This window comes from Streptomyces axinellae (assembly GCF_039532135.1).
Taxonomy (GTDB): Bacteria; Actinomycetota; Actinomycetes; order Streptomycetales; family Streptomycetaceae; genus Streptomyces; species Streptomyces axinellae.
On the sequence record NZ_BAAARJ010000002.1, the window covers coordinates 185428 to 198716 of the forward strand.

At 68.8% G+C, this 13289-nt stretch carries 12 protein-coding genes, 2 tRNA genes and 4 pseudogenes; 12 read left to right on the forward strand and 6 right to left on the reverse strand.

Features of this window, described 5'->3' with window-relative positions:
* Nucleotides 1-51 precede the first annotated feature (51 nt).
* The 3 genes and pseudogenes from ABD339_RS03175 (at nucleotide 52) to ABD339_RS03185 (ending at nucleotide 2212) form a co-directional block, all read left to right on the forward strand.
* A complete protein-coding gene (locus tag ABD339_RS03175; protein WP_344561889.1) occupies nucleotides 52-1080 on the forward strand; it encodes a DMT family transporter in 1029 nt (342 codons plus the stop codon).
* 2 nt (nucleotides 1081-1082) lie between these two features.
* Nucleotides 1083-1289: pseudogene (locus tag ABD339_RS03180) on the forward strand (Trm112 family protein); the annotation flags it as partial.
* A gap of 155 nt (nucleotides 1290-1444) precedes the next feature.
* Nucleotides 1445-2212: an FkbM family methyltransferase gene (locus tag ABD339_RS03185; protein WP_344561891.1), complete on the forward strand. Its 768-nt coding sequence runs from the start codon at nucleotides 1445-1447 to the stop codon at nucleotides 2210-2212.
* A 55-nt stretch (nucleotides 2213-2267) separates the two neighbouring features.
* Here ABD339_RS03185 and ku read toward each other — a convergent pair whose 3' ends face one another.
* The gene (ku, locus tag ABD339_RS03190; protein WP_344561893.1) at nucleotides 2268-3425 is read right to left on the reverse strand and encodes a non-homologous end joining protein Ku; all 1158 of its coding nucleotides are present in this window, start codon (nucleotides 3423-3425) and stop codon (nucleotides 2268-2270) included.
* A 30-nt stretch (nucleotides 3426-3455) separates the two neighbouring features.
* On the opposite strand from ku, the gene ligD reads away from it, so the two are divergent.
* The gene (gene ligD, locus ABD339_RS03195; RefSeq protein WP_344561894.1) at nucleotides 3456-4355 is read left to right on the forward strand and encodes a non-homologous end-joining DNA ligase; all 900 of its coding nucleotides are present in this window, start codon (nucleotides 3456-3458) and stop codon (nucleotides 4353-4355) included.
* 230 nt (nucleotides 4356-4585) lie between these two features.
* Here the strand turns inward: ligD and ABD339_RS03200 are convergent, their stop codons facing one another.
* On the reverse strand, nucleotides 4586-4897 hold the full coding sequence (locus ABD339_RS03200; RefSeq protein ID WP_344561896.1) for a YtxH domain-containing protein: 312 nt from the start codon (nucleotides 4895-4897) through the stop codon (nucleotides 4586-4588).
* Between the two features lie 181 nt (nucleotides 4898-5078).
* Here ABD339_RS03200 and ABD339_RS03205 point away from each other — a divergent pair.
* The 4 genes and pseudogenes from ABD339_RS03205 (at nucleotide 5079) to ABD339_RS03225 (ending at nucleotide 7991) form a co-directional block, all read left to right on the forward strand.
* A tRNA-Asn gene (locus tag ABD339_RS03205) sits at nucleotides 5079-5151 on the forward strand.
* A 221-nt stretch (nucleotides 5152-5372) separates the two neighbouring features.
* A tRNA-Ile gene (locus tag ABD339_RS03210) sits at nucleotides 5373-5449 on the forward strand.
* 1062 nt (nucleotides 5450-6511) lie between these two features.
* Nucleotides 6512-7333: pseudogene (locus ABD339_RS34020) on the forward strand (helix-turn-helix domain-containing protein); the annotation flags it as partial.
* Nucleotides 7334-7445: 112 nt separating this feature from the next.
* Nucleotides 7446-7991: an NsdA family TPR-like regulatory protein gene (locus ABD339_RS03225; RefSeq protein ID WP_344562373.1), complete on the forward strand. Its 546-nt coding sequence runs from the start codon at nucleotides 7446-7448 to the stop codon at nucleotides 7989-7991.
* Between the two features lie 16 nt (nucleotides 7992-8007).
* Here the strand turns inward: ABD339_RS03225 and ABD339_RS03230 are convergent.
* Nucleotides 8008-8800, reverse strand: a protein-coding gene (locus tag ABD339_RS03230; protein ID WP_425575878.1) for an IS5 family transposase whose coding sequence is annotated in 2 segments (ribosomal slippage) — nucleotides 8008-8295 and nucleotides 8297-8800 — 792 coding nt in all. Because the reading frame shifts where the segments join, the coding sequence is not laid out codon by codon here.
* A gap of 203 nt (nucleotides 8801-9003) precedes the next feature.
* Complete coding sequence (locus ABD339_RS03235) at nucleotides 9004-9438, reverse strand: Rrf2 family transcriptional regulator (protein WP_344561898.1); 435 nt, start codon at nucleotides 9436-9438, stop codon at nucleotides 9004-9006.
* 123 nt (nucleotides 9439-9561) lie between these two features.
* On the opposite strand from ABD339_RS03235, the gene ABD339_RS03240 reads away from it, so the two are divergent.
* Nucleotides 9562-10317, forward strand: coding sequence for an SDR family NAD(P)-dependent oxidoreductase (locus ABD339_RS03240; protein ID WP_344561899.1), 756 nt, complete (start codon nucleotides 9562-9564; stop codon nucleotides 10315-10317).
* Nucleotides 10318-10666: 349 nt separating this feature from the next.
* Here ABD339_RS03240 and ABD339_RS03245 read toward each other — a convergent pair.
* Both ABD339_RS03245 and ABD339_RS03250 read right to left on the reverse strand, forming a co-directional pair.
* Nucleotides 10667-10907 (reverse strand): annotated as a pseudogene (locus ABD339_RS03245) (hypothetical protein); the annotation flags it as partial.
* Between the two features lie 118 nt (nucleotides 10908-11025).
* A complete protein-coding gene (locus tag ABD339_RS03250; RefSeq protein ID WP_344561900.1) occupies nucleotides 11026-11403 on the reverse strand; it encodes a MerR family transcriptional regulator in 378 nt (125 codons plus the stop codon).
* 124 nt (nucleotides 11404-11527) lie between these two features.
* On the opposite strand from ABD339_RS03250, the gene ABD339_RS03255 reads away from it, so the two are divergent.
* The 3 genes and pseudogenes from ABD339_RS03255 (at nucleotide 11528) to ABD339_RS03265 (ending at nucleotide 13224) form a co-directional block, all read left to right on the forward strand.
* Nucleotides 11528-12469 (forward strand): aromatic alcohol reductase, encoded by a 942-nt coding sequence (locus ABD339_RS03255; protein ID WP_344561902.1) that lies wholly within the window; start codon nucleotides 11528-11530, stop codon nucleotides 12467-12469.
* A 15-nt stretch (nucleotides 12470-12484) separates the two neighbouring features.
* Nucleotides 12485-12640 (forward strand): annotated as a pseudogene (locus ABD339_RS34025) (recombinase family protein); the annotation flags it as partial.
* A 218-nt stretch (nucleotides 12641-12858) separates the two neighbouring features.
* Nucleotides 12859-13224 carry a MarR family winged helix-turn-helix transcriptional regulator gene (locus ABD339_RS03265; RefSeq protein WP_344561904.1) on the forward strand — a complete coding sequence of 122 codons (366 nt, stop codon included), beginning with the start codon at nucleotides 12859-12861 and terminating at the stop codon, nucleotides 13222-13224.
* The last annotated feature ends 65 nt before the right edge of the window (nucleotides 13225-13289 follow it).

Sequence of the window (13289 nt, forward strand, 5' to 3'; positions counted from 1 at the left end):
GGCGCGCACTCCGCCGCGGCCGGCGCGCAGACCACCGGAGGACGGCCGCTGATGTTCGCGGGAGTCGCGGCGGCGCTGGTGGCCAACCTGCTCTTCAGCGCGGGCTTCGTCATCGAGAAGCGGGCGCTGTCCGCCCTGCCGCCGCTCTCGGCGGGCCGCCCCGCCCAGCTCCTGCTCCACCTGCTGCGCAGCCCGCTGTGGGTCCTGGGCGCCGCCTCGCTGCTGCTCGGCTTCGCCGCACAGCTCGCCGTCTACCGCACGCTCCCCCTCGTCGCGGCCCAGGGGCTGTTCGTCACGGGCCTGGCCATGCTCGTGCTGCTGTCGGCGCTCTTCCTGGGCGAGCGCGCAGGCCGCCGTGAACGGTGGGGGCTGGCGGGGATCCTCGCCGCCCTTCTCCTGATCACCGCCTCGCTGCACGACAGCACGGAGACCCTCAGCCAGACCGCGCCGGCGCCCGTGCTGCTCGCCCTCTGCCTGCCCTCGCTCGCCCTGGGACTGGCGCTCTTCCTGTCCGCCGAGCGCCGCTCCAGGCGGCGCCACCGGCTGCCGACGGCGGGCGTACCCTACGGGGTCGCCGTCGGCTTCCTGTACGGCGTCAGCTCGCTCGCGATCAAGGGCGTGGCCGGGCTGCTCGACGCCGACGACGTGACCGGCACCGCCGTGGCCGTGCTGGCCTCGCCCTATCCGTACCTCCTGATGTTCACAGGCGCGACCGGACTCGTCCTCTCCCAGACCGCGCTCCAGCGCTGCCGCGCCTCACTGATCGTCCCGGTGTGCACGACGGTCAACTTCCTCTACGCCACGGTCAGCGGCACCGTCGCCTTCGCCGAGCCGCTGCCCGCCGAACCGCTCCGGCTCACCCTCCGGCTGGGCGGCGCCGCGCTCGCCATCGCCGTCCTGGTATCGCTCCCCCGGCACGAACCGGATGCCGGAACACACGAACCGGATGCCGGGACACCGGAGACCCGCGGCGAAGCCGAAATCTCCGAGCATCCGGTAGCCGGTTTCCCGCCCGCCGGGCCCCCGCTGTCGGCGACGCTTCCACCGCCCGCCCCCGGCCCCGCGCCAGAAAGGCAGTGACCATGCCCCGCTTCTCCGCCGACGATCCCCTGCTCAAGATCCTCGCCTGTCCCCTGGACAAGGGCCCACTCACCCTGCTCCAGCCCGGGGAAGCTCTCTACAACCCCCGGCTGCGGCGCCGCTATCCCATCGTGGACGGCATTCCCCAGCTGCTGCCGTCCTCGGGCGAACCGGTCACCGAGGACGAACACCGCCGCCTGCTTCAACGCCCCGGCGACACTCACCCCCCGGCCGCCCCGGATGCTGCCCTTCAAGACCGCCTGGACCACCAGAGTCACAAGACCTACCAGGATCACAAAGACCGCCGAGACCACCGGAATCACGAGCCCCACCAAGGCCACCAGGAGCTGGAGGATCCCCCGTCGTGACCCTCGCCTCCCGACTCGGCCCCCACCTGCCGGCAACGCTGCTGACCCTGGCGACGGACCTGCTCTACCCCCGCTTCGAGCCCGAACTGCGGCGCCTGGCCGACTTCTGCCCCCGCGGCGGTACGGCGCTCGACATCGGCGGCTGGTACGGGCCCTGGACCCGGCGGATGGCGCGCCGCGCCGCGCGCGTGATCACAGTCGAGCCCGTCCCGCACCTCGCCCGCAGGCTGCGCCGTACCGCACCGCCCAACACGGAGGTGCTCCAGGCAGCCGCCGGCGGCCACTCGGGAACGGCCACGCTGTGGCTGCCCCGGGACGGGCGCGGCGACCGGGGAGTGTCCTCGCTGGTACGCCGGGAAGTGCACCACACGGCCCTGGATGTGCCCTGCCTGCCCCTGGACGAGCTGGGGCTGACCGACGTCACCCTGATCAAGATCGATGTGGACGGCGGCGAACTCGGCGTCCTGCACGGCGCGGAGGCCACCGTAAAGCGCGAGTATCCGGCGCTCTTCATCGAGTTGGAGCTGCGCATCCAGCCCCTGGCGCCAGTGCTCACACTGCTGTCCTCGCTCGGCTACACCGGCTGGGTGCTCCCGGCACGCGACTGGGTACCACTGTCCGCATTCGACCTGACGGCACATCAGCGGCGTACCGCGCATGTGGCCGAACACGGGCTGCTGCGCCGCTCGCTGGCGCCGCATCGCCGCTACGTGAACTCGGTCCTCTTCCTCCCGCGCGGTCACCGTCCCGGACAGCACACCTGAGCGGCCCCCACGCACCCTCAGCGCCTCGCCCGGGCCCAAACGGTCCGGGCGCAAGCTAAGCGGTCTTGCGCGGCCTGGAGGTCTTCTTCGCCGCGCTCGCCTTCGACGCCGTCTTCTTGGCCGCCGTCTTCTTGGCCGCGGTCTTCTTGGCCGGGGTCTTCTTCGGAGTGGCCGCCTTGGCCGCGGCCTTCTTGGCGGCGGGTTTCGAGGCGCTCTTGGCGGCCGTCGCCTTGGACGAGGACTTCTTCGCGGCGGTCCTCTTCGATCCGGCGTCCTTGGCGGCGCTCTTGGACGAGGCCGACCGGGACGAAGCCGTCTTGGACGAGGACTTCTTCGCGGCGCTCTCGGCCCCTGCCCTGCCCCCGGACCTGCCCGACCCGCCCGCGCGACGCTCGGACAGCTCATGCACGGTCGCCTCGCCGCCCTCCTCCCGCCCGCCCTTGGCCTCCTGCACGCTGCGCTCCAGGACCGACATCAGGTCCACGAGCTTGCCCGAGCCGCTCTCCGCCCTGCGCAGCTCCTCCGGGCGGGGCTCCACGCCCTGGGCCTTCGCCTCGACGAGCTGTTCCAGTGCCTCGCGGTACTCGTCGTGCAGCTCGCCCCAGTCCAGCTCTCCCAGGGTCTCCATCAAGGTGTCCGCCAGATCCAGTTCGGCGTCGCGCACGGCGACCTCGCTCTCCGGCGCGACGCCGCTCACCGAGCGGATCTCATCCGGCCACAGCATGGTGTGCAGCGCCAGCGCGTCCTCGTACACGCGCAGCATCCCCAGGCTCTCGCGGGCCCGCAGCGCCAGCTTGGCGACGGCCACCTTGCCCGATCTGGTGAGGGCCTCGCGCAGCAGCACGTACGGCTTGTCCGCGCGTTTGCCGTCGGCGGCGAGGTAGTACGAGCGGTCCAGCTGGATCGGGTCGATCGCCTCGGCCGGCACGAAACCGAGGATCTCCACGGTTTTGGCCGTGGGCAGGGGCAAAGCCGTCAGGTCGTCGTCGGTCAGCAGGATGGTCTGCTTGTCCTCCGTCTCGAAACCCCTGCCGATCTCCTCGCGCGGCACCTCTTCCTCGTCCAGTTCGCACACCTTGCGGTAGCGGATCCGGCCCCCGTCGGGCGTGTGCACCTGGTGGAAGGAGACGCTGTGGTTCTCGGTGGCGGACACCACCTTGATCGGGATCGTCACCAGCCCGAAAGAGATGGACCCTTTCCAGATGGAACGCATACTTTGTCCCTTCTATGGGACTCTCAGGGTATGCCGCATACGGAGATCGGGGGCCACCGTCTGGCCCTCAGCAACCTCGACAAGGTGCTCTATCCGGCGACGGGCTTCACCAAGGGCGAGGCCATCCACTATTACGCCTCCGTCGCCGACGTCATCCTCCCCCACCTCGACGGACGCCCCCTCTCCTTCCTCCGGTATCCGGACGGCGTGGAGGGCGAGAAGTTCTTCACCAAGCACGTGCCGCGCGGCACGCCCGACTGGGTGACCACGCACGAGATCACCGTCGTCAGCAAGACCCCCCTGCACCAGGTCTTCATCCAGGACGAGGCCACCCTCATCTGGGCGGCCAACCTCGCGGCCCTGGAACTGCACACGCCCCAGTGGCAGGTCGGTCACCAGGCGGAGGCCGACTGCCTCGTCTTCGACCTCGACCCCGGCGAGGGCGCCGACATTCTGGACTGCCGGATGCTCGCGCGATGGCTGCGCGAGCGCGCCGCACAAGACGGCATCACGCTGCTGCCGAAGACCTCCGGCTCCAAGGGCCTGCACCTGCTCGCACCCATCGAACCGACGGACTCGGACAAGGTCTCCGCGTACGCGAAACAGCTGGCCCGCGAAGCGGAGGCGGACCTGCCCGAGCACGCCGTCAGCAAGATGGCCAAGGACCTGCGCGGCGGCAAGGTCTTCGTGGACTGGTCCCAGAACAACGCCGCGAAGACCACCGCGGCGCCCTACACCCTGCGCGCCAAGCCCCGCCCCACCGTCTCGACCCCCCTGACCTGGGACGAACTGGACGCCGCCCGCACCCCGGACGACCTCGTCTTCCTCACCTCGGACCTCACGCGCCGCATCGAAGCCGACGGCGACCTCTTCGCCCCCCTCCTTGAGGCCACCGGCCCCCGAAACGGGCGCGCGAAACTGCCGAGCTGACCCACAAGGCCGGGAGACCGAGGACCGGGGGCCGGGAGGCCGGGGGCTCCGTCACCCGGCCCGAGCCGGGCCCGGGCCGCGAGGACCCGGGCCCGGCGCCCGCCGTCGGCCTGCCGCTGAGGCCGCCCTGGACCGTGCCGGTACCCCGGAACGAGGGCTCAGCGGGCCCTCCGCGCAAGGGGCTCAGCGGCACCTCTCATAGAGACTCAGCGTGGCCTCCCTCACAAAGCTCAGCGGCCCTCCGCGCCCCAGTCGCCGCCGGAGCGGGCACGGTAGTCGCCGTCCTGATGCTCACGGCGTTCCCGAACTGAGCGGACGCGGTCGCTGACGGAGGAGGGGAGCCGGTCCTCGACCGCGTCGGCCGCCTTGGAGGCCGCCTCCCGGCTACTGAGCGCAGCCGCCTCGCCCACGTTGCGTACCGCCGGGTTCTCGGCCATCCTCCGGACGCCCTTCCTGATCTGCTCGTAGCGCTCGCGCCCCGCACGGGTGCCGAGCACGTAGCCGACAGCCAGTCCGGATACGAACGTGAGCCGGTAGCGCATGGTTAGCCCCTTCTTTCGGCATCTGGTGCCTGTCTCGGTGCCTCTCGGCGTTCGCCGCCGCCTGTGCGGGTACCGCACCGAGGCGACGGCAATACCGATTTCGGAGCACCCCCTGGCATGCGCTAATGTATTCCTCGCCGCAAGGGAGCGCCCCCCACGGGGAGCGCGACCGGCGAAGCGGTCCCGTGTAGCTCAATCGGCAGAGCAGCCGGCTGTTAACCGGCAGGTTACTGGTTCGAGTCCAGTCGCGGGAGCACCACCCGAAAGGGCCCCTTCGGGGGCCCTTTTTCCATGCGCGACCGCTCCCCTGACACGTTCCCCCTTGTCCAATACGGCAGTTGACCGGGATCGGGAACCGATCACCCCTCTCCTGTGGTCCTCACCTGCGTAGATCTCCCCCGCCGCGGGCGGCAGATCTTATGAGCAGCTATGCTGCGGCAGACGGCGCGCACAGATGTACGCGGTGCGCCGTTACGGGGCGGTAGCTCAGCCGGTTAGAGCAGCGGACTCATAATCCGTCGGCCGTGGGTTCGAGTCCCACCCGCCCCACCACCAGAAGAGGCGCTGACCTGCGGTGATGAAGAAGCCGACTACCGGCCATGGCCTCTTCACCCCCGTCAAGATCGTCAGCTCGCCCGATGCTCGCCCGAAACGCAAGCGCCCCACCTCTGCGCCGCACGCGTTCCGCTTCGCCGCTGGCCAGGGGAAGAGGAAAGCTGATCCGACGACGTGCGCCGACTTGCAGCGGCCAAGGCGAAGCGTCGTCAACCCGCTCAATCCACCCGCGCACATCGGGCACGGCGGCAGTCGCTCCAGCAGCGCCGGCGCTTCACCAGGGAGACCCTCGGACGACTACGAAGTTGATCAAGAACTGCTATCGGCGACGATGTGTCGGCAGACCCGAGCTTCTACACGGTAACGCGGCACAGAGACTCTGGGAGCTCTGCTAGCCCCGCTCCTGTCGCGTTTGGAGCTGATCACCGAATCGACCGGCCGCCGCGAACCAGAGACCCCGCGACCGAACTCCCCAGCCACCGACGTGTCCACGCCGGCCACCTTCGGCAGTTCGCCCGCCTACGCGTTACGAGCACACGGTCACCGGTGCGGCTGCCTCCCGGTCGGGCGCATCGGCGGTGGGGCAGGGCGGTTTGTGAACACACATAGCTTCTCCAATGCGCGGAATGCGACGGCGGGGGCGGGAGGAGACCGCCGGAGCGCGAACCCGAGCCGGATTCCGCAGGGGGACGGTGAACGTTCATACGGCGCCGGTGCTCCAGCCCACACGGCCCTGCCGGACGCTCGTCGGCCATTGGAGGGGAGCTGCCGGACGCGCTCAGCCGGAGTAGGCACGACGAAGCAAGCGCGCCATGAGCCGAACTGGGCAACCGGGCGGGCAAAAGCCAGCCCCCGGCATGTACCAGCGTGCATACCTCCCCCATCCACTAGACGGTGCAGCCAGTCAGGCCGACTGAGTGGTTGCCTGCGGTGAGCACGAGCGTGGAACCGGCGGAAGGCCGGTCCGACCGCTGTAGCGATATCGCTGCTGCGATATCGAAACCCGCCTGAAGTAGGGAGCGTTGGGGATTGCAACCGGGGATGTCCGCTGGGGCCGCCATGAGAACGCCAAGCCGCACTTGCGAGCGGTGCGCTGCCGAACTGAGCCAGTACAACCCCGAAGCCCTATGCGCCCTGTACTCGAAAGCTGAGACCGCGCCGGGAGTACCCGACCGTGCATGGCGTAACGAAGCCGTTCAACGGGCGCTGGCCGGCTGGGAGTTCGGGGAGGTACTTCGGCTGGTGTACAAGCGGTCCGGCTTGTCGCAAATGGCCGTGCACAAGCTGACACCGCTTCGCCAGTCCTTCATTTCCGAACTGGAACGCGGCGAGAAGCAGCTCGGCAGCCCTGACCCCCTTCTCGACTTGCTCAACGGCCTGGGCCTGCCCTCCGACCTGCAACCCCTGCTGCTGACCCCCCTCAACAACAACGGGCACAGCACTGGCCGGAACCGGGGCTCGGAGGCCGTATTGCCATGGACGGCGGACCCTATGGTGGCGTCACTCGAAGTGGCAATCGGAGGTTCCGCCATGAAGCGACGCAGCGTGCTCACCACTCTGAGCGGCGCCACTCTCACCCAGTACATCCTGCAATCCGCCGTTGCTCCCGAAGAGGCCATGGCCGCCACCTCCGGCACAACATCAGTCACCGACGACCTGGTTGACTCCCTCCAGAAAACCACCGACGTACTCCGCCACACTGCCGCCACCGGCGGCAGCGGGAGCCTCGCCCACACCGCGAGAACCCACCTGCGGATGCTTCTGCATCTGCTCAAGCACGGCACCTACACCGAGACCCGCGGACGCCGCCTTGCCGCCGTCACAGCCGACACAGCCGACACAGCCGCCCAGACCGGCTGGTACACCTTCGACGGCGGCGACCACGACAACGCACAGGAAATCTTCCTCGGCGCACTGCGCGCCGCGCACGCCTCCGGCGACTCCCCGCCTGCGCGCAGCCGCTCTCGGCTTCCTCACGATCCACGGCTACTCCGTGGGCGACCCGCGCGACGCCATCAGCGCCGCCCGCTCCGCCCGCCAGGCCATCGCCCACCACGATGCACCCGCTCTGAACGCCATGCTCCTCACCCGCCAGGCCCGGGGCCACGCCCGGCTTCGCGAAGAGCGCCACGCACGAGCAGCACTCGCCGAGGCCGAGACCCTCTGCGCCCGCGGCAAAGGAGAGGACGACCCTCACTGGCTGTACTGGATCAACCCAGGCGAGATCCTCGGACAGACCGGCAGCTGCTACCTCGACCTCGGACACCCCGCCCGCGCCGCTACCGCCTTCGCCGCAGCACAAGACGTCCTGAGCCGAGGAGAGACCCGTACCACCGCGCAGTTCCTCTCCCGAGCCGCCACCGCACAGATGCGGGCTGGTAACCCCGACGCCGGATGCGCCACCGCTCAGGACGTACTCACGTCCGGGACCACTTCGGCCGAGCAACTTCCCTCCGCCGGTGCCCATTACGTAATCCCGGATCTGGTGGATGTCCAGAGGGTGCTGAACCTGATCGACCACTGCGTCGGGGGATCCTGAAGAGCTCGTAACACGATCAGGGGCGGGCCTTCTTGAGGCGTCTCCAGCAGATGAGGCTACAGGCCAACGAGACGAAGGCGTTGTGGAGTTCGGTTCGGCGTTCCCCACGGACGGCAAGGCGTTTGAACTGGTGGTGGAGCAGGGCGAAAGTCTGCTCGACAACGTAGCGGAGCTTGCCCGAGCCCTTGATGCTCGGGGCGCCCTTGCGGGAGATGACCGGCAAGATCCGCCGCTTGCGCAGCTCTCGGCAGTTGGGGTGGGAGTCGTGGCTCTTGTCACTGAGGAGCGAGTCGGGCCGGACAGCGCGGGCGCCCGCGCTGTCCGGCCACGGGCGGGATGCCGTCGACCAGGGCGAGGGTCTGGGTAACGTCGTTGACGTTGGCCGCGGTGGTGATGACCTTGAGCGGGGTGCCGCGTCCGTCGCAGAGCAGGTGGTGCTTGCTACCTGTCTTCCGTCGGTCGACTGGCGACGGACCAGTGTCGGCGCCCCCTTTTGCGCGGATGCGGGAGCCGTCCACGCGCGCGCGGGACCAGTCGAGTTCGCCGGTCGCGTTCAGCTCGGCGAGCGGGATGCGGTGCAGTTGGTCGAAGACCCCGGCCTGCTGCCACCGCTCCAGGCGCCGCCAACAGGTCTGCCCGGAACCGAACCCCAGCTCCAGCGGCAGGAGTTGCCAGGCTATGTCGTTGTGCGGGACGTACAGGATGCCCCGCAGACACAGCCGGTCCGCCACTGTTCGTGGGCCCGGCGACTTCTCCGGCCAGGGCGGCAGCAGCGGCTCGATCAGCGCCCACGAGTCGTCGTCCACGATCCACGGCCGGGTGCTCACATCCTCCCGAACGGCGGAATCGTCACATCGGTCACGCCGAAGCAGGGCACCGTAACGAGATCAAGCTACGAGCCCGTAGGACACGGTCTGATACTGCGACGGTCTTCGGCGTGGCTGGTTGCCAGGCTGTTCGCCGGCCTGGGCTTAGATGGGGATCTTGATGATGTCAGGGCGTAACGGAGAGGCTAGCGAGGTGCCGCGAGTACGTCCCGGAGTACGTTCGCGAGCGTGACGCGGGCCAGCTCGTGTCTCACGGTCTCCTCGACGGCCTCGTAGACGCTCTGCATGGCCGGCTGGATGCCGTGGCCCACCACGCATCCCTGGTCCGGGGTGGCGCGGTGCATTGCGAACAGCGGGCCGGGCTCCACTGCCTCGTACACGTCGAGCAGGGTCATCGACTCCAGCTCGCGTGCCAGCGACCAGCCCGCACCCACGCCCCGCCGGGACTCCACGAGCCCGGCCCTGCGCAGCTCGCCGAGCAGCCGTCTGATCACCACGGGGTTGGTGTTCGCGCTGGTCGCGATCTGCTCGGAGGTGGCGACCTCATGGCCCTGGCGCTGGTAGAGGCCGATCCAGGCCAGCGCGTGGGCGGCGATGGTCAGCTTGCTGTTGGCGCTCATGGACTCCTCCTCTCGACCACAACGCTTCACCCTACAGCAGTCGTAACAATGAAGGTTGCGACCAACTGTCGTAACAATTAACGTTGCGACTGCCGGAAGGGATCAACCAACGAGGTGAGAAGAATGAGCAAGCCACTCACGGGCAAGGTCGCCCTGGTCACCGGGGGATCGCGCGGACTGGGAGCCGCGACCGTACGACTGCTGGCCGAGCAGGGCGCCGACGTCGCCTTCACCTACGTCAGCTCCGAGAAGCAGGCGCAGGCCGTCATCGACGAGGTGCACGGCAAGGGAGCCAAGGCCGTCGCCTTCAAGTCCGACCAGGCGGACACGAGCCGGGCGCCGGCGCTGATCGACGACGTGGTCGCGCACTTCGGCGGCCTGGACATCCTCGTCAACAACGCGGCGATCTCGGTGGAGCAGGGCCGCACGGTGGACGACCCGAACGCCGACACCGCCGTACTGGACCGGATGCACGCCACCAACTACCTTGGCGTGATCGCCGTCATCCGGGCCGCCTCCCGAGTGCTGCGCACGGGCGGCCGCATCATCACGGTAAGTTCCGGACTGGGCTCCAGGGTCGGCGTCCCGGGCGTTGCCGACTACTCGGCGACCAAGTCAGGCATCGAGAGGTACACCATGGGGGTCGCACGTGACCTCGGGCCCCGCGACATCACGGCCAACGTCGTGGAAGCCGGGCTGATGGACAGCGGCATGCAACCGCCGGACCCCGACACCCTCAAGGCCCTGCTCAGCTCGCTGTCCCTGCAACGCATGGGGCACCCCGACGAAATCGCCGCGGCGATCGCCTTCCTGGCGAGCCCCGCCGCGTCGTACGTCACGGGCGCGGTGCTGGACGCCCACGGCGGCTACAACGCCTGAACCCGAACCCCTGCCGCGCGCCCCGAAGACATCGCGTCTTCGGGGCGCGCAACGCCAACGACCCGCGTGTGCGTGGACACGCCTCAAGAAGCCCGGATCGTGGTCGTGTTACGAGCTCTAACGAGGGGGAGGTGCTTACTCCCGTTCTCCAGGTGTCACCCGAACGGTGTGGGGCGGGCTTGCTGGAGAGGCTGACCGCCGCCCGGATCGAACTGGCCGCCCCGCCTTTCAGGGGATCTACGGCTGCGGCCGAGTTGGCAGAACGCATTGAGGAGTTCTCCGCGTTGTCTCCGGCCCGGCGGCTCGGGGCGGTAAGCCCTCTTGCCGTCGAAGCCTGACCGTCCTGTCGGCCGAGCGCGGCGAGGATGCCGGCCTCTTTCTCGGCAGAGATGCCGTGCTCGGCCCATCGCGGGTCTTCCACCGGCGCCCCGCCCTTTCGCAGCCACTCCCAGGTATCTGCGACTGTCCGCCAACGGACGGCACGTGAGCCCTGCCGCCTGTGCACGTGTCGAGTCGATCCGCCACACGCCCGCATGAGTGCGCCACAAGGGCAGCTCTGTCCACTGCGTCACGTCGTGATCCAAGAGCAGTTTCTCCAAGGCCGATCTGCTGGTGGCCTGCCTGGGCAGGCTCGACGAGGAAGACGACCGCAGGTTCCTCGCCGAGGCGCCTGCCACCATGGCTGCCTTCCTCGGGTCCCGGGGGTTGTCACGCTGGGGTCAGCAGGTCTGCGTGGCCCGTTCGCCGGAGGTAGTCGATCACCGCGTCTCGGCTCTTCTCCAGGCACACGATCCTGTCCTCGACGACGCGCAGCTCGCGAGCGAGCTCCTCTGCCAGGGTCTGGGTGCACGCGCCTGCTGCGTCCTGGGTCGAGGGAGCCTCGATGTCCAGCACGATCTTGATCATCCTCGTCGACAGACCAGCCTCGACGAGCGCCCGGACGTGACGTGCATGCTCGACCTGGCCCTCTGAGTAGTCGCGGTAACCGTTGGTCGACCGCGACGACTCGATGAGCCCCTGCTGCTCGTAGTAGCGGAGCATCCGAGCCGGGGCTCCCACCTTCTGGGCGGCCTCACTGATCTTCATCACTCGCTCCTCCTCGTCAGCCGACGACTTGACCTTGACACTGATGTCAAAGTCTACGGTGACTCTCGAGACCCCGGCGACCAAGAACACACTGGGGAAAGACGAACACGAGAGGGGCCTTCAGATGACCAACGACAGCTCGATCCCCACCTCCCGGGACATCCTCGTCATCGGAGCCGGGGAGCTCGGCATGCCCGTCATCCGCAACGTCGTCCGACGAGCGAAGGACGTGGAGGGCTCGTCCGTCAGCGTGCTCCTGCGGGCCGGCGCCCTCGCGTCCACGGCACCCGACAAGCAGCGCGACATCGCTGAGATCAAGAACCTGGGCGTGAAGATCGTCGAAGGGGACCTCGTGAAGAACACCGTCGACGAGTTCGCCTCCATCTTCGCCGACTACGACACGGTCATCGGGTGCACGGGCATCACCGCCGGCCTCCAGACCCCGATGAAGGTCGCCCAAGCCGCCCTCCAGGCGGGGGTCCCGCGGTACTTCCCGTGGCAGTTCGGCGTCGACTTCGACGTCATCGGCCGAGGAAGCCCGCAGGACATCTTCGACTCCCAGCTGGACGTCCGTGACCTGCTGCGGTCCCAGGACCAGACCGAGTGGGTCATCATCTCCACCGGCATGTTCATGAACTACCTCTTCGAGCCCGGTTCGGGCATGGTGGACCTGCCCAACGACACCGTCAACGCGCTGGGAAGTCTCGAGACGGCGGTCACCGTGACGACGCCCGAAGACATCGGCGTCCTGACCGCGGACATCCTCTTCGCCGAACCTCGCATCCGCGACGAGATCGTCTACCTCGCCGGTGACACCATCACCTACGGCGAGCTGGCCGAGACGCTCGAGACCGTGCTGGAGCGTCCGTTCCGCCGTGTGGTGTGGACGGTTCCGTCGCTGCTCGACGAGCTGGCCGCCGACCCGGACAACATGACGCGGAAGTACCGGGCGGTCTTCGCGCAGGGCCGCGGCGTCGCGTGGGCGAAGGACGACACCTACAACGCACGCCACGCGATCCCTGTGACCGACCTCCGCCAGTGGGTCGAGGAGAATCTCGCCGGCTGACGCATCCCCCAGCCCCTGCGCGCGGGCAGCATCGACCTGCAGTTCCTCACCGGCGACCTCCAGGGCAGCCATGACCCGGGCGGCGTCGTCTTCACCGTGCACGCCGCGATGTCGGGCATGGAGCGCGAGTACATCCGCGACCGGACGCTGGAGGGGCACGAGTCGGCTCGTCTGCGGGGGAAGGGGATCGGCGGCGCGAGCGTCACCGACGACGAGATGCTCGGCATGGCGCTGCACCTGCGGGACCAGGAACTGAGCCTGCGCGAGATCGCCGCCCGGCTCGTCATCACCATGGGCGCCAAGAAGGGGCAGCACCCTTCCCCGCCGACCGCGCGAAGGGGCACGGGACACCCCCCACCGCTGACGCCACCCGCATCCCGACCAAGGTCGTGCTCTCCTTCGAGGACGAGCTGGTGCGCGACAGCCCGCTCGCCCCCTACGCCCGCGCCTACAAGGAGCTGCGGCAGCCCGTGGTCCCGGACGACAAGGGCCGCTATGGTCGGGCCGACGTGGTGGTCTGGATTCCCTCATCCATGCGGCCGTTCGACCCCACCAACAGGCGCCGCAAGCTTGTACACATCACCCCAGAAGGCCGTAGCACCCTGGACGAAGCACTCCCCGTGCAACGCCAGGTGGAAGACACCATGACGGCATCGCTGACCCAGAGTGAGAGGGCTGAACTCAACCGTCTGCTCGCGAAAGTACTCGCCCTGCAGGGCGACGGTTCCACACCTGGCGAGCTTGAAGAACGGTGAGAGTTTGACCGGAGGGCCAGGCTTGCGGGAGTAGCACACAGAGTGAAGGGCAGTGTCCGTCGATA